Below are 17,789 nucleotides of genomic sequence, written 5' to 3'. Positions count from 1 at the left end.
ACGGAGCTTCAGACCGATCGCATGACGAGGCTGGCGTTGGTGCCGCCAAAGCCGAAGCTGTTGTTGAGCACCGCCTTGACCCTACGCTCCTTGGCGACGTGCGGAACGAGGTCGACGCCGGCCGTGCCCTCGCTTGGATCGTCGAGGTTGAGCGTCGGCGGCACGATCTGGTCCCTCAGGGCCAATATGCAGAAGATCGCCTCCACCGCGCCGGCGCCGCCGAGCAAATGGCCGATCGCCGACTTGGTCGAACTCATCGACAGGTCGCCGACATGATTGCCGAACAGGCGGCGGACCGCGCCGAGCTCGAGCTCGTCCCCAAGCGGGGTCGAGGTGCCGTGGGCGTTGATATAATCGATATCGGCGAGATCGAGGCCGGAGCGCTTCATCGCCACTTCCATCGCGCGGAAGCCGCCGGCGCCTTCCGGATGGGGCGCGGTGACGTGATAGGCGTCGCCCGACATGCCGTAGCCGACCAGCTCGGCATAGATGGTCGCGCCGCGCGCCTTCGCCCGCTCATATTCCTCGAGCACGACGACGCCGGCGCCCTCGCCCATGACGAAGCCGTCACGGCCCTTGTCATAGGGGCGCGACGCCTTTTCGGGCTGGTCGTTATACTGGGTCGACAAGGCCCGCGCCTGCGCGAATCCGGCGATGCCGAGGGGGCACAAGGCGCTCTCGGCGCCGCCGGCCAGCATCACGTCGGCATCGTCGAGTGCGATCATCCGCGCGGCGTCGCCGATCGAATGGGCGCCGGTCGAACAGGCGGTCACGACCGCATGATTCGGGCCCATCAGCCCATATTTGATCGAGACCTGGCCGGAGATGAGATTGATGAGGCGGCCATGGACGAAATGCGGGCTGACCCGGCGCGGACCCTTCTCATGGAGGATGATCGATTCCTTCTCGATCCCGGGCAAGCCGCCGATACCCGAACCGATCGAGACGCCGGCCCGATAGCGTTCCTCTTCGCTCATGTCGGCAAGGCCGGCATCCTCCAGCGCCTGGCCCGCGGCGTCGATGCCATAAACGATGAACGGATCGACCTGGCGCTGGACCTTGTGGTCGACGCGCTTGCCCGGGTCGAAGCCCCATTCATGCTCCGGCGCCTTCACCTCGCAGGCGATCTGGCAGGCATAGTCGGTGGGGTCGAAGCGGGTGATGCGGGTGGCGCCGCTTTTCGACGCCAGGATGTTCTTCCAACTGGTCTCCACGTCCGCGCCCAGCGGGGTGACGAGTCCGAGACCGGTGACGACTACGCGGCGCATTGCGGAAAACTCCTGTAATCAGACAAAAGCGGCCCCCCGACCTTGGACGGGGAGCCGCTTTGAAACCACGGCTCGAAGCCTGTCCTGAGCTACGCCGCGCAGCGGCGCCGAAGGGGCGGGCCGGCCGTCGAACCTTGCGGCTCAGGCCTTGTTCGTCTCGATATAGTCGATCGCGTCCTTGACGGTGGCGATCTTCTCGGCGGCGTCGTCCGGAATCTCGACTCCGAACTCCTCTTCGAACGCCATGACCAGCTCGACGATGTCCAGGCTGTCGGCGCCGAGATCGTCGATGAAGCTCGCTTCCTCGGTGACCTTGTCGGCTTCGACGCCGAGATGCTCGACGACAATCTTCTTAACGCGCTCGGCGGTCTCGCTCATATATGTACCTTCCCTAGATATTGTTTGTATTCGCCCTAGCCGCTCGCAGCGCCTGCTGGCAAGTGGCCGGGAACAAGTCGTGGCTTTTGAAAGCGTTACTGAATCGTCGCCTAGAGCATCGCCATTCCGCCGTTCACATGGAGGGTCTGGCCCGTCATGTAAGCGGCCTCGCGGCTCGCCAGGTAAACGGCGGCCGCGGCAACGTCGTTCCCCTCGCCCAGCTTGCCAGCCGGGATGCGCGTGAGCAAGGCCTCCTTCTGCGCGTCGCCCAGCGCGTCGGTCATCGGCGAGGCGATGAACCCCGGCGCGATGCAATTGACGGTGATGCCCCGGCTCGCCACTTCCTGCGCCAGCGCCTTGGACATGCCGACGAGGCCCGCCTTGGACGCGGCATAGTTCGCCTGCCCCGGATTGCCGGTTGCCCCGACCACGGACGTCACCGAGATGATGCGCCCGTGCCGCGCCCGCATCATCGGCTTCAACGCCGCCCGCGCAAGCCGGAAAGCGGCTTCGAGATTGATGCGGATGACGTCCGACCATTCCTCGTCCTTCATCCGCATGGCGAGATTGTCGCGGGTGACGCCGGCATTGTTGACCAGGATGTCGAGCTTGCCCAGCGCTTCCACCGCCTGCGGAACGAGCGCGTCGACGGCGGCGGCATCCGAGAGATTGCAGACAAGCCCGACATGATCGCCGCCGAGCCCGGCACGGAACGCCTCCAGTTTCTCCCCATTCGAACCCGAAACGGCCACCCGCGCGCCCTGCCCCGCTAACGCCGTCGCAACGGCGGACCCGATCCCCCCCGAAGCCCCGGTAACCAAAGCGGTCATTCCCGATAGGTCGAACATGATCAGACTCCTGAAGAAGGCTCGTTCACGCGGAGGCGCGGAAAAGAAGGGAGAGGCGCGGAGGGACGATACTCATTGACGACCCGCCTTATCCCTTCCTTCAAGGTTTCGCCGCCAAAGTTTATAAGCAGCCCAACGGGCTGCTTCATCAGTCTTAAATAGGTCAGCAGCTGCTTGCTATGGACCGGCAGCAACCGTTCCACCGACTTCACCTCGATGAGCAGCCGCCCATCGACGAGAAGATCGGCCCGGAACGCCGCCTCGAAACGAGCGCCCTCAAACTCCGCGCTGATCAGCTGCTGAGAGACAACATCATAGCCAAAGCTCTGAAGTCGGCGCGCAAGCAGTGTCTCGTACACCGATTCCAGCAAACCTGGCCCAAGCTCGCGATGAAGACGCAGCGCCACGTCGAGGACGTCGCCGGTGATCTCGTCAATCTCCTTCACCCTCTCCGCGCCTCCCTTTCTTCTTCGCGCCTCCGCGTGAACCTAAATCTCCTTCACCAGCGCTTCGATGTCATCCATCGAGATCACGCTGGTCGTCTTCACGTCGGGCGCGATGCGCTTGACCATCGGGGAGAGAACCTTGCCGCCGAATTCTACGAAATGCGTGACCCCCGCTTCGGCCATCGCCGCCACGCTCTCGCGCCAGCGGACCATGCCGGTCACCTGTTCGACCAGCAGTCGCCGAATCTCGGCGGGATCGCCGGTCGGGGCCGCCGTCACATTGGCGTAGACCTGGACCGACGGCGGCCGGATATCCGCTTCGCCCAGCGCCTTCGCCATCGCGTCGGCGGCGGGCTGCATCAGCGGGCAATGGAACGGCGCGGAGACAGGGAGCAGCAGCGCCCGCTTGGCGCCCTTGGCCTTGGCGATCTCCAGCGACCGATCGACCGCGCCCTTGTGGCCGGACACGACCACCTGACCCGGGTCATTGTCGTTGGCGACGGTGCAGACCTCGCTTTGCGCCGCCTCGGCGGCGACCTCCTGCGCGGCCTCCAGCCCCAGGCCGAGCAACGCCGCCATCGCGCCTTCGCCCACCGGGACCGCCGCCTGCATCGCCTTTCCGCGCAGCTTCAGCAGCCGCGCCGTCGTCGCCACGTCGAACGCCTCGGCCGCGCACAAGGCGGAATATTCGCCCAGGCTGTGGCCGGCGACGAAATCCGCCTTGTCGACGGCGATGCCCGACACGCGCAAAGTCGCGACCGCATTGGCCATGATCGCCGGCTGCGCGTTCTCGGTCAGCGTCAACTCCTCGATCGGCCCCTCGGCCATCAGCCGGGCGAGATTCTGCCCCAGCGCATCATCCACTTCCTCGAACAAGGCGCGCGCCACCGCGCTCGCCTCCGCAAGCGCGCGGCCCATGCCGACCGCCTGGCTCCCCTGCCCCGGAAAAATGAATGCGCGCATCGCTCGTGCCTCCTGTTTCGCGGCGGCTGGTAAGCGGGCCGGACGCGAGGCGCAAGCGATTGGGGAGTGTTGACGGGGCGCTGCGGAGCCGGTCACCAACGGGTCGGCCTGGTCGCTCCTTCATGGCGGCATTGCGCCCATTCCGGACGCACAAGCCTGCCGATGATGTTCCTACAAGGCGACGTTCGGCGCCGGGAGCGCCATATCTGATGAACGCGAAGTAGGCGATCGAGGGGTTTCAGGGACGTCCGTGCTGGGACGAGGTCGAGCTGTCGGGGACCCCCGGGTGGCGAGGCCGCAAGAGGGCCTGGTCATCATCGCCTATGCCGTGCGCGTCCGTCGGGGCGACCAAGCCTATCAAGTCCATTGCACCTCAACCCTCTAACGCAGCGCCGGCCAAAGTTCGGCGATCCGCAATGGGGGATGGCGGCGGTCGATGCATCCAATTCGCGCCGGATACGTTTCGTGAGCGAAAGCTTCACCGCACATGAACATGAGGAATAAATGCAGCCAACGACCAAAGGAGTCCAACCCGCCGCGCGCGTTTCAACTGGCATACCTGATCTCGACAATGTGCTTGGTGGCGGACTCACCGCCCACCGCGTGTATCTGCTCGAAGGCACGCCCGGGAGCGGCAAGACGACCATAGCTCTGCAGTTCCTTCTCGACGGCGCGAAGGCGGGCGAGCGAGGTCTCTACATTACCTTATCGGAGACCGCGGCGGAGTTGCGGGAGGTAGCGCGGAGCCACAACTGGTCGCTCGATGACATCGAGATATTCGAGCTTGTGAGCGAGGACGGCCTCGACCTCGACAGTGAGCAGTCGATTCTCGAACCGTCCGAGGTCGAGCTAGGCGAGACGATCAAGGGCGTAATGGGCTGCGTCGACCGGTTCCGCCCTGGGCGCGTGGTGTTCGACAGTCTCTCCGAGCTTCGCCTGCTCGCGCAGAACTCGTTGCGCTACCGGCGCCAGATCCTCGCGCTGAAGCAATATTTCTCCACGCGTGAATGTACCGTGCTGATGCTCGACGATCGCAGCTCCGATCCGAACGACTTGCAGTTGCACAGCATTGCCCACGGCGTCATCACTCTCGAGCAGGCCGCCGGCGACTACGGCTCCGAGCGGCGGCGGCTGCGGGTGGTGAAGATGCGCGGGGTCAAGTATCGCGGTGGGTTTCACGACTTCGAGATCGAGACCGGCGGCGTCGCGGTTTTCCCGCGGCTGATAGCGGCGGAGCATCATCGTCCCTTCACCGGCAGCCTGGTCTCGACCGGCATCCCGCGGATGGACGAAATGCTTGGCGGTGGCCTCGCGCCCGGCACGAACACGTTGCTGAGTGGGCCATCCGGCGTAGGCAAGACGAGCACCGCGGTCCGCTGCGGGCTCACGGCGATGGAGCGCGGCGATAAGGCGGCCTATTTCCTGTTCGACGAGGGGAGGGCGACGATGCTTGCCCGCGCCGCCGCGATGAGCATGGATCTTCAGGCGCATCTGAACAGCGGCATGCTCCAGCTGTCGCAGGTCGATCCCGCCGAGCTGTCGCCGGGGGAGTTCGCCAGCCGGGTCCGCTGCGCCGTCGAGCATGACGGCGTGCGCTTTCTTGTGATCGACAGCCTCAACGCCTTTCTCCAGGCGATGCCGGGCGAGAAATATCTGCTGCTGCAGATGCACGAGATGCTTAGCTATCTTAATCAGCAGGGCGTGATCACCATGCTTATCCTGGGCCAGCACGGCATGGTCGGGGATGTTCGGTCTGACGTCGATCTCAGCTATCTCTCCGACACCATCTTCCTGTTTCGCTATTTCGAGGCCAAAGGCTCGCTGCTGAAGGCATTGTCGGTGGTCAAAAGTCGGGTCACTCCCCACCAGTCGAGCATTCGCGAGTTCCAGCTCACATCAGGCGGAATCGAGGTCGGCGAGCCGCTCAAGGATTTCGAAGGCGTGCTGACCGGCGCTCCCGCCTATCGCGGCGCCACTCCCTTGCTGGCGGCCGAGCCGGCCGCGGCCGAGAGCTAGGCGGTGGAGGAACGGATTCTGCTCCTGGCGCTGCGAGGCCGGGACGCACAGGTCGTCGACCAGCTCCTCTCCAGGCAGGGCCATGCATGTTGCATCTGCACCAGCGTGGCCGAGCTTACCGAGCAGCTCTCCGCTGGCGCGGGCACCGCTGTGGTCACCGAGGAATCGCTAGTCGACGCGGATCGGGAAGGGCTCGTCTCCTCGCTCGCAAGCCAGCCGCCCTGGTCCGACTTCCCGTTCGTCCTGCTCGCCACCAAGCGATCCGGCCGCCGTCCGCCCGAGGCGGCGCAGATGCTGGAGCAGCTCGGCAATGTGATTCTGCTCGAGCGGCCGATCCATGGTGAAACGCTGCTGCGAACGGTGTCGTCGGCATTGCGCGGCCGTCGCCGTCAGTATGAGGCGCGCAGCCATCTCGAGGAGCTGAAGGAAGCCGAAGAGCGGCTCACCCAGCTCAACGCGACGCTGGAGGCGCGCATCCTCCAGCGCACCGCCGAGCTGTCTCGTGCCAATGACCAGCTGATACAGGAGATCACCGAGCGCGAGCGCGCACAGGCGGCACTGGTGCAGGCCCAGAAGATGGAGGCGATGGGACAGCTCACCGGCGGCATCGCCCACGACTTCAACAATCTCCTTACCGTCGTCTCGGGCAATCTCGACATGATCCAGCGACGGGCGTCTGACGAGAAGACCATCCGCCAGGCGGGCTTCGCCGTTCAAGCGGCAAATCGCGCTGCAAGGCTGACTCAGCAGCTGCTCGCCTTCTCCCGAAGCCAGCGGCTTGACCTGGCTCCCGTCAACATCAATGCTCTGCTCTCTGGCATGAGCGATCTCCTGGAGCGGACGATCGGTGCCGAGGCACGCGTCGAAATGTGTTTCGCGGCGTCTGATCCGTGGGCGATGGCGGATGCCAACCAGCTCGAGCTCGCAGTGCTCAATCTTGCCATCAATGCTCGCGATGCGATGCCGAACGGCGGCATCATCACCATAAGCTCCTCGTTGGAACGTGACGGGGAAGGCGATAGCAGTGAAGCGGCGAGCTCGTTCGGGGTGATAAGCGTGTGCGACACCGGCACCGGGATCCCGCCCGAGCTGATCGAGAAGGTGTTCGATCCCTTCTTCACCACCAAGCCGGTCGGAAAGGGAACCGGGCTCGGCCTGAGCCAGGTCTACGGTATCGCGAGGCAGTCAGGAGGGACCGTCAAGCTGAAAAGCTCGCCCGGCGAGGGCTCGATGGTATCGATCTGGCTTCCGTCAACCGCCCCCTCGAAGGCGAGCGGTGGCGAGAGTGCTGCGGCGGACAGGATGCTGCGTCCGGGGGCCCGCGAGCGGATCCTCGTCGTTGAGGATGATGCCGCCGTCCGGCGTTTCCTCGTCGAGTGCCTCGAGATGCTCGGCTTCGCGGTGCTGCAGGCGGCCAGTGGAATGGAGGCGCTCGATTGCCTGGCCGATGGGCGGCCTGACCTGATGATCGTGGATTTCGCGATGCCGGAAATGAACGGGGCGGAGCTGACCCTGGCGATACGTGATCAGCTCCCCGAGCTTCCGATCATCCTTGCCACCGGCTACGCCGACATGGATGCCGTGGACAAGGTCGTTGCCGCCGATCGCGTCCTCCGCAAGCCGTTTCGGATCGACGACCTGGCGGCCGCCGTGCGGGCGGCGCTGGCCGAGGGGCGCGCACTGGCCACGACCGGTTGAGCACAGCCGCTTGCGCTCGGGCCGGTCGTCGCCATGCTGGCCTGTCGGGGTCGGTCTATTACTTGCCTACTGTCCAGGACGCAGCTCGACGGCCTCGGCGAAGCAGACGATGCTCGTCACATCCTGTGGCTCGTCGGGGATCTCGATCCGCCCTTGAAGGTCGAGCCCGCCATGTAGCAGTTCCTCCGCGAGGATGACCATTGGGGTGATAGCGAACACTACAATCCTACGCGCTGAACGTCGGCTTCCAGGCTTCGCGAGCCGGAAGCAGACGTCGTGAAACGGCCACAAGCGGTCGTTGCGCGGCGAGCGCCGGGCTTTCCTACAGGCGCCTGTTTCTGTTATGTTCCGAAACATGAGCATGTCTGCAAGCTTGGCGAGAGGGCGCGGGTTGCTGGGCGGATGTCTGGCGTGCCAAGGGTTCAACGCTCGGCGGTTGCGTAGCTGGCGGAATCGCCATGGCGACTGCGAACATTGGGACATTTCGCCGGGATCGCTTATCCTGGGTAAGCCCCGGCCGCACGGGCGATCGTTCTGGAGGCTTGCTTTTTGCCCCCTCATCCGCCATTAGGCCGCCTTCCGGGGCGGAGGGCATGTTTCTCCAGCCCCGGTTTGCATTGACTGAAGCGATTGCGAGGCGGCAACGCCGCCGGCTCGGAAATCGCGACAAACAAATACGTGACGACAGCCGGAGGGGCGTTCGCATGGTGCGGCGTCAGCGATCGGCCAATATGAAGGACACGAGTCCATGCCTCTCTACGAGCATGTGTTTCTCGCGCGTCAGGATCTGGCCCAAGCCCAGGTCGATGCGCTGGCGGAAAACGCCACCAAGATCATCGAGGATAATGGCGGCAAGGTCGTCAAGACGGAGACCTGGGGGCTTCGCTCCCTCGCCTATCGCATCCAGAAGAACCGCAAGGCGCATTATGTGATGCTCGACGTCGACGCTCCGGCGCCGGTCGTGGCCGAGCTCGAGCGCCAGACCCAGATCAACGAGGACGTCGTCCGCTACATGACCATCAAGGTCGACGCGCACGAGCAGGGTCCGTCGGCGATGATGCGCCGCAACGAGCGCAGCGACCGCGGCGGACGCGGCCGTGACGACCGCGGCGGACGGGGCGACCGCGACGATCGCGGCCCGCGCCGCGACCGCGAAGACCGCGACAGCTAAGCGAGAAGGACAAGACACATGGCCCGCCCATTTTTCCGCCGCCGCAAGAGCTGCCCCTTCTCCGGCAAGGACGCTCCCGTCATCGACTATAAGGACGTTCGCCTCCTCCAGGGCTTCGTCTCCGAGCGCGGCAAGATCGTCCCCAGCCGCATCACCGCCGTTTCGGCCAAGAAGCAGCGCGAGCTCGCCAAGGCGGTCAAGCGCGCCCGGCATCTCGGCCTTCTCCCCTACGTCGTGAAGTAAGGAGCAGACATCATGGACATCATTCTGCTCGAACGCATCGAGAAGCTCGGCGCCATCGGCGACGTGGTGAAGGTGAAGAACGGCTACGCCCGCAACTTCCTCCTTCCCAACGGCAAGGCGCTGCGCGCCAACGAATCGAACCGCAAGGTCTTCGAATCCAATCGCGAGAAGATCGAGGCTGACAATGCCGAGCGTCGCACGGTCGCCGAAAAGGATTCGAAGGGGCTCGAAGGCGCCAAGATCCAGCTGATCCGCCAGGCGTCCAACGCCGGCGCGCTCTACGGCTCGGTCTCGGCCCGCGATCTCGTTGAGGCGCTCGACGCCCAGGGCCACAAGGTCCAGAAGAACCAGATCGTCCTCGACCGCCCGATCAAGGCGATCGGCGTGCAGGACGTGAAGGTCTCGCTCCACCCCGAGGTTTCGGTCACCATCCAGGTCAACGTCGCCCGCTCGCCCGAAGAGGCCGAGCTCCAGGCGCAGGGCGTCGACGTGATGGCCGAGATGTTCGAGAAGGACGAGGCCGGCTTCACCGAGGATTATGACGCGAATGCCGAGCCCGGCACCATCGCCGCCGAGGAAGAAGCGGCTCCGGCCGAGACCGAAGGCGAAGAGGAAGCCCAGGGCTAAGCTCCCGCCACTTCAAGAAAGAGGCCGCCCGTTCGATGGAACCGGCGGCCTTTTTTTGTCTTGAAGCAGCAATCGGCGAACGCCCGAGGCAACGCTCCGTTAACCAGCTTTCCCTAATCCTCGTCCCGACCGGGAGAGGTGTGAGACGATGATGGAGGAGCATTCGGCGCCTGCGCTCTTCCCGAGGGCCTCTCGATGGATGGCGCTCGCCTTCCTGTTCGCAAGCGCGACCGCGATCTTCGTCAACGCCCTCCATCCCTACCAGATGGATTTCGTCAGCTATTGGGCGGCGTCGGTGCTGACGCTCGGCGGAGATCCCGCCGCGGCCTACGACATCGCCACCCATCGCGCCGTCGAGGCCAGGGTCGTCGATTTCGACGGCCTGATGCCCTTCCCCTACCCGCCCCCGTTCCTCATCCTGCTGCTGCCGTTCGGCCTGCTTCCTTATGCGGGCGCCGCGGGCTTGTGGATCGCCGCGACCTTCGCCGGCTATTTCGCCGCCGCTCGCCGGATCGCTCCCGGGTCCGGCTGGCTCGCCGCGGCCTTTCCGGCGGTGCTCGTCAACGGTCTCATCGGTCAGAACGGTTTCCTAACGGCCGCGCTTTTCATCGCCGGTTTGCTCGCCTTGCCCAAACGGCCGTTCGTCGCCGGCCTCATCCTCGGCTGCCTCGTCATCAAGCCGCAACTGGGCGTGCTCCTTCCGGTCGCCTTCATCGCCGGAGGGCATTGGCGCGCCGTCGCCGGCGCCGCGCTTTCCTCCCTCGGCCTGCTATTGCTGGCGCTGATCCTGTTCGGGGCCGAACCCTATCGGGCGATGATCGATCTGATGCCGCTTTACGCCTCGATCGCCTCGGACGGGCTGGTCGGCTGGCACAAGATGGCGAGCGTCTATGCGTCGCTGCGGCTCGCCGGGATGCCGGCGGACATCGCCTGGGCTCTTCACATCCTCGTCGCGCTGGCCGCCGCCGCGGCGGTGTGGCTCGTCTGGCGCAAGGAATGCGGGCTTCCCGCCAAGGCGGCCATGCTGGCGGTCGCCACCACGCTCGTCAGCCCCTATTTCTACATCTACGACACGCTCATCCTGATCGTCCCGTTCCTCTGGCTGGCTGCGGAGGGGACGAACCGAAAACTGCTCGCCTTGCTCTGGTGCCTGCCGCTGGTCAGCATCGCGCAGACTTGGGGCCTCAACCAGACGGTCAACCTGCTGCCGGTCGTCACCATCGCCTTGTTGATTCTCTGCTGCCGCCGCCTTTTCGCGGTCAAGACCTATCGGCGGCCGGTTCTGGAGGCTCAATAGCCCATCAGCGCCAGCACCTCGCGCCGGCTGCGCTCGTCCTGGCGGAAGGTGCCCATCATCCGGCTGGTCGTCATCATCACGCCGGGGGTACGAACACCGCGAGCGGTCATGCAGGCGTGGCTCGCCTCGATCACCACTGCCACGCCCTGCGGCTCCAGATGCTCCCAGATGCAGTCGGCGACCTGGGCGGTGAGCCGTTCCTGGACCTGGAGCCGGCGGGCGAAGCCGTGGAGCACTCGCGCCAGCTTCGAGATGCCGACGACGCGGTTCCCGGGCAGATAGGCGATCGCCGCCTTGCCGATGATCGGCGCCATATGGTGCTCGCAATGCGATTGGAAGGGTATGTCCTTGAGCAGCACAATCTCGTCATAGCCGCCGACCTCCTCAAAGGTGCGGCTGAGGTGATGCGAAGGATCCTCGGCATAACCCTGTGCATATTCCCGCCAGGCGCGGGCGACCCGCGCCGGCGTGTCGATCAGGCCCTCGCGGTCGGGATCGTCCCCCGCCCAGCGGATCAGCGTCCGCACGGCATCCCGAACGTCCACCGGCACGGCGATATCGCGGGGGCTCCGGACCAGGTCGCCGTCGACCGCTTCATCCATCTGGCTCATTCTGGGCTCCAACGCTGCGACTGCCCGCTCCCTAAAAGACGAGACCCCCATGGCCCGCGCCGCCGCGCGAAGCGCAGAGCCACGGACATGGACCGGGTGACGACGCTCTAAAGCAGGAAGTCGGTCGCGACCAGATCATGCACCCCGTCGAGGCGGATCGCGAAGTCGCCCACGCCGTCGCCGTCGACATCGCCCGATATGAAGATATTGCCGCGCACTTCCCGGAAACGAAGCTCGCCGCCCCGCCCGTTGCCGGAAAACGCGTCGGCGCCAAGAAAGCGGAAGGCGTTGTTGACATCGGGAGAGGCGGATCGCGCGTCGATGGCGCGCAAATCGATCCGATCGCCTTCGGAAGGATCGAAATCGACGATCCGGTCGGCCGCGGCGCGGATGGCCGAACTGTCGCCGTCGTCGAACAGAAACCTGTCGGCGCCCGCGCCGCCCATCATCGTGTCGCGGTGGGAACCTCCGTCAAGCCTGTCGGACCCGTCCCCGCCTTTCAACTTGTCCGCGCCCCCTCCTCCGTCGATAAGGTTGGCAGAACCGTTTCCGGTCAACGCATTGCCTCGACTGCTGCCGATCGCGGCGATGGCGGCCGTTCCCTTGAGAGCCAGATTCTCCACCTGGGTGGTCAGCGCGAAGGAGACGAAGCTATGTACCGTATCGACGCCGCTGCCAGCACGCTCGACGACCCTGTCCCCGGTGGCGTCGACGATGAACAGGTCGTCGCCGCCATTGCCGTACATTCGGTCCGCGCCGGCGCCGCCGTCCAGCCGGTTGTCGCCGCCATTGCCGGTGAGCCGATCGTCGGCGGCGCCGCCCACCGCATTTTCGATGAGGTTGACGATCGCGTCATCGACCATGACCGCTTCGGCGATCCCAATATTGTCAGCGACGAGGCCAATCGTCGAAAAGGCGCCGTTATTGAGGTCGATGACCGCCCGGGCACTCTGGTTGTCGGCGCTGATCGTATCGATGCCGCCGGCATCCCAGATGGTGAGGATAGCCGGGAAGGCAGGCGACAACCGGCCGGCCTCGGAGAGGGAGAAGGCCGCGACCGAACCGCGCGCCGCCGAGCCGAAATAGGTCGTCGCGCCGGTTCGCGTTTCGAGATTGGGGCCGTAAATCGCCTGCAGGGCCTGGATGTCCCACATCATCGGCGTGACCGGCCAGCCCGCGCTCGGCTCGTGGACGTCGGCCTGACCGGGATGGGGCACATAGGACATCATCGTCCACTGCTGGTTGTTGCGGGGATCGCCCCGGAAATTGTTCGGATCCTCGTCGGGATGGGTGAGTCCCAGCGCATGGCCGAGCTCGTGCAATATGGTGTGCCAACCGGTGTCCCCGTAGCGCGGAACCGCCTGGTTGGGATTGGTGCGGTTGAGCCAGATGTCGCCATGGCTCGACGCCACGCCGAGCGTCCCGGGAAAGTCGGCGGCGAATCCGAATGTGGCCGCCTCGCCGAATCGCGCGGATGCGAAAGTGATGTCGCCGACGGTCGTCCCGCCGATCGTGCCCTCTACGAGCCCGATGTCGGCCACTTCGTTCATCGCCTGGACGGCGAGATGGGTGAACTCCTTTTCCGTCGCGCTCATCACCACGCTCGTGCTGAGGCTGAGCGGATCCCATGGCGTGATCCACACGACATCGGAAAAGCCGTCCCCGGTAATATCCTGGCGATCACTATAGTAACGCGGGACGGTTGTCAGAAACGAGAAGGTGATCCGCCCGCCACCATCGTGCCAGCCGCTCGCATAAGGCGCCAGAAGCGAATTGAAATCCATTGGTCTTTATCCCCGCCGCGCGGTCGCTTCCGCTCCGCCCTCCGACGGACTATTCGTTTTATCTAATGGAAGCAAGGAGTTGAGGGCGGCTGGTGACCCCGACAGGATTCGAACCTGTGGCCCTCAGATTAGGAATCTGATGCTCTATCCTGCTGAGCTACGGGGCCAGCCGACGGCTGGTTAGGCCGGGAGGCGTTCTGGGTCAATTCTCGCGCCCCGGCTCGGCTATCGGGAATGGCAGCGGCGCGACGCTGATCCCCTCATCGCGCAGGCTTTCGCCCTGCTCCCGGGTCGCGCGACCGTGGATCGAGCGCGCCTCGGCCTCGCCCAGGTGGATCGCCCGCGCCTCGTCGGCAAATCCGTCGCCGACATAATCGGAACCTTCGAGCATCTTCCTCTGCGCGGCCGCCATCGCGGCGAGCATGGCCTTCACCGCTCCGGGGTCGGAGGACACGGCCTGTGTCGCGCGGTCGCCCTTCGCTCCGACCCTCGGCGCCATCACGGCCTTTTCTACTTCGCCCGAGCCGCACAACGGACACTCGACCAGTCCGCGGGCGCGCTGGTCGTCATAGGCGTCGCTGGAGCCGAACCAGGCTTCGAAGACATGGCCTTCCGACAGGCATTTGAGGTCGAACACGATCATCGCATCACCTCCGGTTCGCCGATGCTACGCCGATGCCGGATCGCGGGTAGGCGCCGCCGCACTTCTTCTATCCGGGCCGGATCGAGATCGGCGAAGCCGAGCCCCGGCTCCAGGCCCATGTCGAGGAGCACCTCGCCCCATGGATCGACGACCAGCGAATGGCCGTAGGTCTCGCGGCCGTCCTCATGGCACCCGGTCTGGGCCGCGGCGACGACGAACGCGCCCGCCTCGATGGCGCGCGCGCGCAGCAGCACATGCCAATGCGCCTCGCCGGTGGGGACAGTGAAAGCGGCGGGGATGCTGAGCAACGTGGCGCCCGCATTGCTGAGCGCCCGGTAGAGGTCCGGGAAGCGAAGATCGTAGCAGATGGACAGGCCCACCGGTCCAAGCGGCGTTTCGGCCACCACCGCGCGCTTGCCGCCCGCATAAGCGGCCGATTCGCGCCAGCTCTCTCCGGTCGGAAGATCGACGTCGAACAAGTGAATCTTGTCGTAGCGGGCACGGATCGCGCCCTCGCCGTCGATCAGGAAGCCGCGATTGACGAGCCTGCCGTCGCTTCCCCCGCGCAGCGCAAGAGAGCCGACATGAATCCAGATGCCATGCTCCGCCGCCGCTCTCCGCAGGGCCGAAAGCACAGGGTCCGTTTCCTCGTCCCGCAGGTGACGCTCGGCCCTCGCCCGGTCGCGGTCGAGCAGGCCGCTCATCTCGGGGGTGAACAGCATGATCGCCCCGCCCGCCGCCGCCGCCTCGACCGCCTGCGTCAGCGCACTCGCATTGGCGGCCGGGTCGATCCCGGTTTGCGCCTGGAAAAGGGCGATACGCATTCAGGCCCCGAGCAGCGGGTCGAGCTTGCCGTCGCGGTCGAGCGCGGCGAGGTCGTCGGAGCCGCCGATATGCCGCCCGTCGATGAATATCTGCGGCACCGTGGTGCGCCCGTTCGCGCGCTGGATCATCTCGGCGCGCCTGTCGCCGCCCATCGTGATGTCATGCTCCTCATAGGCCGCGCCCTTGTCGTCGAGCAGCCGCTTGGCGCGAAAGCAATATGAGCAGAGAAATTTCGTGTAGATTTCGACGCGCGCCATTTTCGTCCTCATTCGCCGGGCTTGCCGCCTTGCCGTTAATCCTCGGTACGCACAACCCGCGCCCAGCACAGAATGTTCACCTCGGCCGCGCCCGCGCGCTTCAATATCCTGGCGCAGGCATTGGCCGTCGCTCCGGTCGTGTAGACGTCGTCGACCAGGAGCACGGCGCGGCCGGAGACCAGCCCCTTCGCCCGTTCGGGCACGCGAAAGGCGCCTCGCACCGCGAGCGCCCGCTCACGCCGCCCCTTGCCCTTGAGCGGCGGGGTGGACTTGACGCGGTCGACAAGCCCCAGCTCGGCGCGCAGCCCGGTGCGCCTCGCCAAAGCCGAGACCATCAGCCCCGACTGGTTGTAGCCCCGTTTCCATATCCTCCAGCGATGGAGCGGCACCGGCGTGAGGATGGCGTCACCGTCCGCGGCGCTCACGTGCCGCCGCATGAAATGGGCCAGCGTGTCGGCGACGCCCGGCCGGCCGCTATATTTGAGCTTGAGCACGACCTTGCGCGCGATCTCGCCATAAGCGACGGCGGCGCGCAACCGTCCGAACGCCGGCGGTTCGGCGAGACACGCACCGCATTCGGCATCGAGGCCGCTGTCATATTCGAACGGCAGCCCGCAGCGCCGGCAGCAAGGCTCGCCCAGAAAATGAAGCTGCTGCCAGCAGCCGATGCAGAAGCGGTGCGGATCGTCGGTGACCGAGCCGCAGCCGGCGCACCGCGGCGGCAGCGCGAAATCGACGATCTGGCGGACGGCGCCCCGCGCCGCGTGCACCCCGAATTGCATGGCATTCCCCTTGTCCGCGAAGCTCCGCCGCTGCACAAGCCCGCTCGTGGATGCCGACAAGCCTTTCGACCGCCGCCTGCGCCGCCTGCGACGAGACCGGGCCGCGCGCGCCTTCGACGCGGACTATCTCCACCGCCTCGCCGCCGACGAGCTGCTCGACCGACTCGACCTGGTGAAGCGGGAATTCCGGGACGCGCTCGACCTCGGCTGCGCGAACGGTTTTCTGTCCGAACGGCTTCGGTCCCGGGGAATGAAAGTCACCTCCGTCGATGCCGGCTCGCTCTTCGCAACGGAAGCGAGCGGTATCCAGTGCGACGAGGACCGCCTTCCGTTCGCCGAGGGCTCTTTCGATCTCATCCTTTCGGTCGGCGTTCTCGACAGCGTCAACGATCTGCCGGGGGCACTGGTCCTCGCCAGACGCGCCCTTAGGCCGGACGGCCTGTTCCTCGGCGCCTTCGCCGGCGCGGGAAGCCTGCCGCGCCTGAGGAGCGCGATGGCCGCCGCGGAAGAGGCCGATGGACGCGCCGCGTCGCCCCGCATCCATCCCCAGATCGACGTCCGCGCCGCCGGCGACCTGCTGACGCGCGCCGGCTTCGCCTTGCCGGTGGCCGATTCGCATGAAGTCCAGATCCGCTTTTCGAGCTTCGCGCGCCTGGTCGGCGACCTCCGCGCGATGGGCGCCACCAACATCCTCGCCTCGCGCGGGCGGCGCCCGATCGGCCGCTTCGGGCTGGCGGCGGCGATGGCCGATTTCGCGGCCCATGCCGAAGCCGACGGCAAGACCAGCGAAACCTTCGAAATCGTCACCATGACCGGCTGGGCGCCGTCGCCCGATCAGCCCAAGCAGGCGCGGCGCGGCAGCGCGACCGCTTCGCTCGCCGCCGCCCTCAAGGATGCGCGGCCCTAGAGAAAAGCGTCGAGCAGCCCGACCAGCGGCTCATCGGCGGGCGGCATGGGGAGCGCCGACATCTGGTCGGGCCGCGCCCACCGCAACGCCGTCGCATCGAGCGGCTCCGGAGCGCCGTCCCAGACGCGACAGACATAGAGCAACAGGAGCATATGGCGGTCGCCGACGAATGCGCTGGCGAATGCGGCCGGCGCCAGGTTCGCCGCCTCGACATCGATGCCGAGCTCTTCCTTGAGCTCGCGGACCAAAGCGGGTTCGGGCAGTTCGCCTTCCTCCACCTTGCCGCCCGGGAATTCCCACAATCCCGCCATCGACCGCCCGGGGCCGCGCTGCTGGAGGAGCACGCGCCTTTCGCCGTCGACCAGCGCCGCCGCGACCACCGTCATTGTCGGATTTTTTTGCACCTTAAGCCTTTGCGGTAGGAGGTCGTTAACGACGGCAGGGATATTCGTCCGGCAATCGGGAAATTTATGTTCCGCGCCTGTGTGGGGGTAAGAAATGACGCACCGGACATCAACACTCCTCAGCGACGAGCGCGGCGCGACCGCGGTCGAATATGGCCTGATCATATCCCTGGTCGTCATCGGCATGATCAGCGCGCTGACCGGGGTCGCCGACGTCACCACCAACATGTGGGGCACCGTATCGAACGAGGTCGTCGAGGCCAGCGAGCGCGGAGCAAATTAAGGTTTTGAAAACTTCTGCCCCTTAAAAGGTGAAGATGCTCGCTCCACTGCTCCAAATTGGGGGGCGGCATGGAAGTGTGGACTTCCACAAGCGATGGAACAGGAGACCGGAAAATGAAATTCTTCAAGAAGTTCATCAAGAACGAACAAGGCGCCACCGCGATCGAGTACGGCCTGATCGCCGCTCTTATCGCCGTCGCCGCCATCACCGCGATGTCGGGTCTGGGCAACCAGCTGTCGAACACTTTCGGCACCGTCAGCAGCGAGATGAAGGAAGGCACCGACGCGGTCTGATAACCGCTCGCGTGTTAAATAGAAGGGCGGCGGAACCTGGTTCCG

Annotated in this window: 22 protein-coding genes and 1 tRNA gene; 9 read left to right on the top strand and 14 right to left on the bottom strand. The window is 65.7% G+C overall.

Going from position 1 to position 17,789, the window contains the following annotated elements; all coding sequences use genetic code 11:
• Nucleotides 1–8: 8 nt before the first annotated feature.
• The 5 genes from fabF to fabD all read right to left on the bottom strand — a co-directional run bounded on the left by fabF (nucleotide 9) and on the right by fabD (nucleotide 3,903).
• Entirely contained in the window at nucleotides 9–1,268 is a 1,260-nt protein-coding gene (gene fabF / locus ACFQRC_RS00280) for a beta-ketoacyl-ACP synthase II (RefSeq protein WP_379956562.1), read from the bottom strand.
• 141 nt (nucleotides 1,269–1,409) lie between these two features.
• The gene (locus ACFQRC_RS00275) at nucleotides 1,410–1,646 is read right to left on the bottom strand and encodes an acyl carrier protein (protein WP_379956560.1); all 237 of its coding nucleotides are present in this window, start codon (nucleotides 1,644–1,646) and stop codon (nucleotides 1,410–1,412) included.
• A gap of 110 nt (nucleotides 1,647–1,756) precedes the next feature.
• Entirely contained in the window at nucleotides 1,757–2,494 is a 738-nt protein-coding gene (gene fabG / locus ACFQRC_RS00270; protein WP_379956558.1) for a 3-oxoacyl-[acyl-carrier-protein] reductase, read from the bottom strand.
• A gap of 2 nt (nucleotides 2,495–2,496) precedes the next feature.
• The gene (locus ACFQRC_RS00265; RefSeq protein WP_379956556.1) at nucleotides 2,497–2,940 is read right to left on the bottom strand and encodes a GxxExxY protein; all 444 of its coding nucleotides are present in this window, start codon (nucleotides 2,938–2,940) and stop codon (nucleotides 2,497–2,499) included.
• 42 nt (nucleotides 2,941–2,982) lie between these two features.
• Nucleotides 2,983–3,903, bottom strand: coding sequence for an ACP S-malonyltransferase (gene fabD / locus ACFQRC_RS00260; RefSeq protein WP_379956554.1), 921 nt, complete (start codon nucleotides 3,901–3,903; stop codon nucleotides 2,983–2,985).
• A gap of 504 nt (nucleotides 3,904–4,407) precedes the next feature.
• Here fabD and ACFQRC_RS00255 point away from each other — a divergent pair.
• Nucleotides 4,408–5,919: an ATPase domain-containing protein gene (locus ACFQRC_RS00255; protein ID WP_379956552.1), complete on the top strand. Its 1,512-nt coding sequence runs from the start codon at nucleotides 4,408–4,410 to the stop codon at nucleotides 5,917–5,919.
• 3 nt (nucleotides 5,920–5,922) lie between these two features.
• On the top strand, nucleotides 5,923–7,617 hold the full coding sequence (locus ACFQRC_RS00250; protein WP_379956550.1) for a response regulator: 1,695 nt from the start codon (nucleotides 5,923–5,925) through the stop codon (nucleotides 7,615–7,617).
• A gap of 66 nt (nucleotides 7,618–7,683) precedes the next feature.
• Here the strand turns inward: ACFQRC_RS00250 and ACFQRC_RS00245 are convergent, their stop codons facing one another.
• Nucleotides 7,684–7,836: a hypothetical protein gene (locus ACFQRC_RS00245; protein WP_379956548.1), complete on the bottom strand. Its 153-nt coding sequence runs from the start codon at nucleotides 7,834–7,836 to the stop codon at nucleotides 7,684–7,686.
• A 529-nt stretch (nucleotides 7,837–8,365) separates the two neighbouring features.
• Here ACFQRC_RS00245 and rpsF point away from each other — a divergent pair.
• The 4 genes from rpsF to ACFQRC_RS00225 all read left to right on the top strand — a co-directional run bounded on the left by rpsF (nucleotide 8,366) and on the right by ACFQRC_RS00225 (nucleotide 10,955).
• The gene (gene rpsF / locus ACFQRC_RS00240) at nucleotides 8,366–8,788 is read left to right on the top strand and encodes a 30S ribosomal protein S6 (protein WP_379956546.1); all 423 of its coding nucleotides are present in this window, start codon (nucleotides 8,366–8,368) and stop codon (nucleotides 8,786–8,788) included.
• Nucleotides 8,789–8,806: 18 nt separating this feature from the next.
• Nucleotides 8,807–9,031, top strand: a complete 225-nt coding sequence (rpsR, locus tag ACFQRC_RS00235; protein WP_379956544.1) for a 30S ribosomal protein S18 — start codon at nucleotides 8,807–8,809, stop codon at nucleotides 9,029–9,031.
• A gap of 12 nt (nucleotides 9,032–9,043) precedes the next feature.
• Nucleotides 9,044–9,658, top strand: a complete 615-nt coding sequence (gene rplI / locus ACFQRC_RS00230; RefSeq protein ID WP_379956542.1) for a 50S ribosomal protein L9 — start codon at nucleotides 9,044–9,046, stop codon at nucleotides 9,656–9,658.
• Between the two features lie 199 nt (nucleotides 9,659–9,857).
• Entirely contained in the window at nucleotides 9,858–10,955 is a 1,098-nt protein-coding gene (locus tag ACFQRC_RS00225; protein WP_379956540.1) for a glycosyltransferase family 87 protein, read from the top strand.
• Here ACFQRC_RS00225 and folE read toward each other — a convergent pair.
• The 7 genes from folE to ACFQRC_RS00190 all read right to left on the bottom strand — a co-directional run bounded on the left by folE (nucleotide 10,949) and on the right by ACFQRC_RS00190 (nucleotide 15,857).
• Entirely contained in the window at nucleotides 10,949–11,557 is a 609-nt protein-coding gene (gene folE, locus ACFQRC_RS00220; protein ID WP_379960359.1) for a GTP cyclohydrolase I FolE, read from the bottom strand. The two genes, ACFQRC_RS00225 and folE, sit on opposite strands and share 7 nt — an antisense overlap.
• Before the next feature lie 116 nt (nucleotides 11,558–11,673).
• Nucleotides 11,674–13,350, bottom strand: a complete 1,677-nt coding sequence (locus ACFQRC_RS00215; protein ID WP_379956538.1) for a M10 family metallopeptidase C-terminal domain-containing protein — start codon at nucleotides 13,348–13,350, stop codon at nucleotides 11,674–11,676.
• A gap of 90 nt (nucleotides 13,351–13,440) precedes the next feature.
• Nucleotides 13,441–13,517 (bottom strand) — tRNA-Arg (locus ACFQRC_RS00210).
• A 35-nt stretch (nucleotides 13,518–13,552) separates the two neighbouring features.
• Nucleotides 13,553–13,993 (bottom strand): DUF1178 family protein, encoded by a 441-nt coding sequence (locus ACFQRC_RS00205; protein ID WP_379956536.1) that lies wholly within the window; start codon nucleotides 13,991–13,993, stop codon nucleotides 13,553–13,555.
• On the bottom strand, nucleotides 13,990–14,817 hold the full coding sequence (locus tag ACFQRC_RS00200; RefSeq protein ID WP_379956534.1) for a carbon-nitrogen hydrolase family protein: 828 nt from the start codon (nucleotides 14,815–14,817) through the stop codon (nucleotides 13,990–13,992). The genes ACFQRC_RS00205 and ACFQRC_RS00200 overlap by 4 nt, the downstream gene beginning before the upstream one ends.
• Nucleotides 14,818–15,075: a glutaredoxin 3 gene (gene grxC, locus ACFQRC_RS00195; protein ID WP_379956532.1), complete on the bottom strand. Its 258-nt coding sequence runs from the start codon at nucleotides 15,073–15,075 to the stop codon at nucleotides 14,818–14,820.
• Between the two features lie 35 nt (nucleotides 15,076–15,110).
• On the bottom strand, nucleotides 15,111–15,857 hold the full coding sequence (locus ACFQRC_RS00190) for a ComF family protein (RefSeq protein ID WP_379956530.1): 747 nt from the start codon (nucleotides 15,855–15,857) through the stop codon (nucleotides 15,111–15,113).
• Between the two features lie 10 nt (nucleotides 15,858–15,867).
• Between ACFQRC_RS00190 and ACFQRC_RS00185 the strand changes: the two genes are divergently transcribed.
• The gene (locus ACFQRC_RS00185) at nucleotides 15,868–16,764 is read left to right on the top strand and encodes a class I SAM-dependent methyltransferase (protein ID WP_379956528.1); all 897 of its coding nucleotides are present in this window, start codon (nucleotides 15,868–15,870) and stop codon (nucleotides 16,762–16,764) included.
• Here ACFQRC_RS00185 and ACFQRC_RS00180 read toward each other — a convergent pair.
• A complete protein-coding gene (locus ACFQRC_RS00180) occupies nucleotides 16,761–17,150 on the bottom strand; it encodes a (deoxy)nucleoside triphosphate pyrophosphohydrolase (RefSeq protein WP_379956526.1) in 390 nt (129 codons plus the stop codon). The two genes, ACFQRC_RS00185 and ACFQRC_RS00180, sit on opposite strands and share 4 nt — an antisense overlap.
• A 112-nt stretch (nucleotides 17,151–17,262) precedes the next feature.
• Between ACFQRC_RS00180 and ACFQRC_RS00175 the strand changes: the two genes are divergently transcribed.
• On the top strand, nucleotides 17,263–17,451 hold the full coding sequence (locus tag ACFQRC_RS00175) for a Flp family type IVb pilin (protein WP_379956524.1): 189 nt from the start codon (nucleotides 17,263–17,265) through the stop codon (nucleotides 17,449–17,451).
• Nucleotides 17,452–17,564: 113 nt separating this feature from the next.
• Nucleotides 17,565–17,744, top strand: a complete 180-nt coding sequence (locus ACFQRC_RS00170; protein ID WP_379956522.1) for a Flp family type IVb pilin — start codon at nucleotides 17,565–17,567, stop codon at nucleotides 17,742–17,744.
• Nucleotides 17,745–17,789: the final 45 nt, after the last annotated feature.

The organism is Enterovirga sp. GCM10030262 (genome assembly GCF_042666435.1).
Classification (GTDB): domain Bacteria; phylum Pseudomonadota; class Alphaproteobacteria; order Sphingomonadales; family Sphingomonadaceae; genus Allosphingosinicella.
The sequence above is the reverse complement of the archived record's forward strand: the minus strand, read 5'-3'. Positions and strand labels throughout refer to the sequence as shown.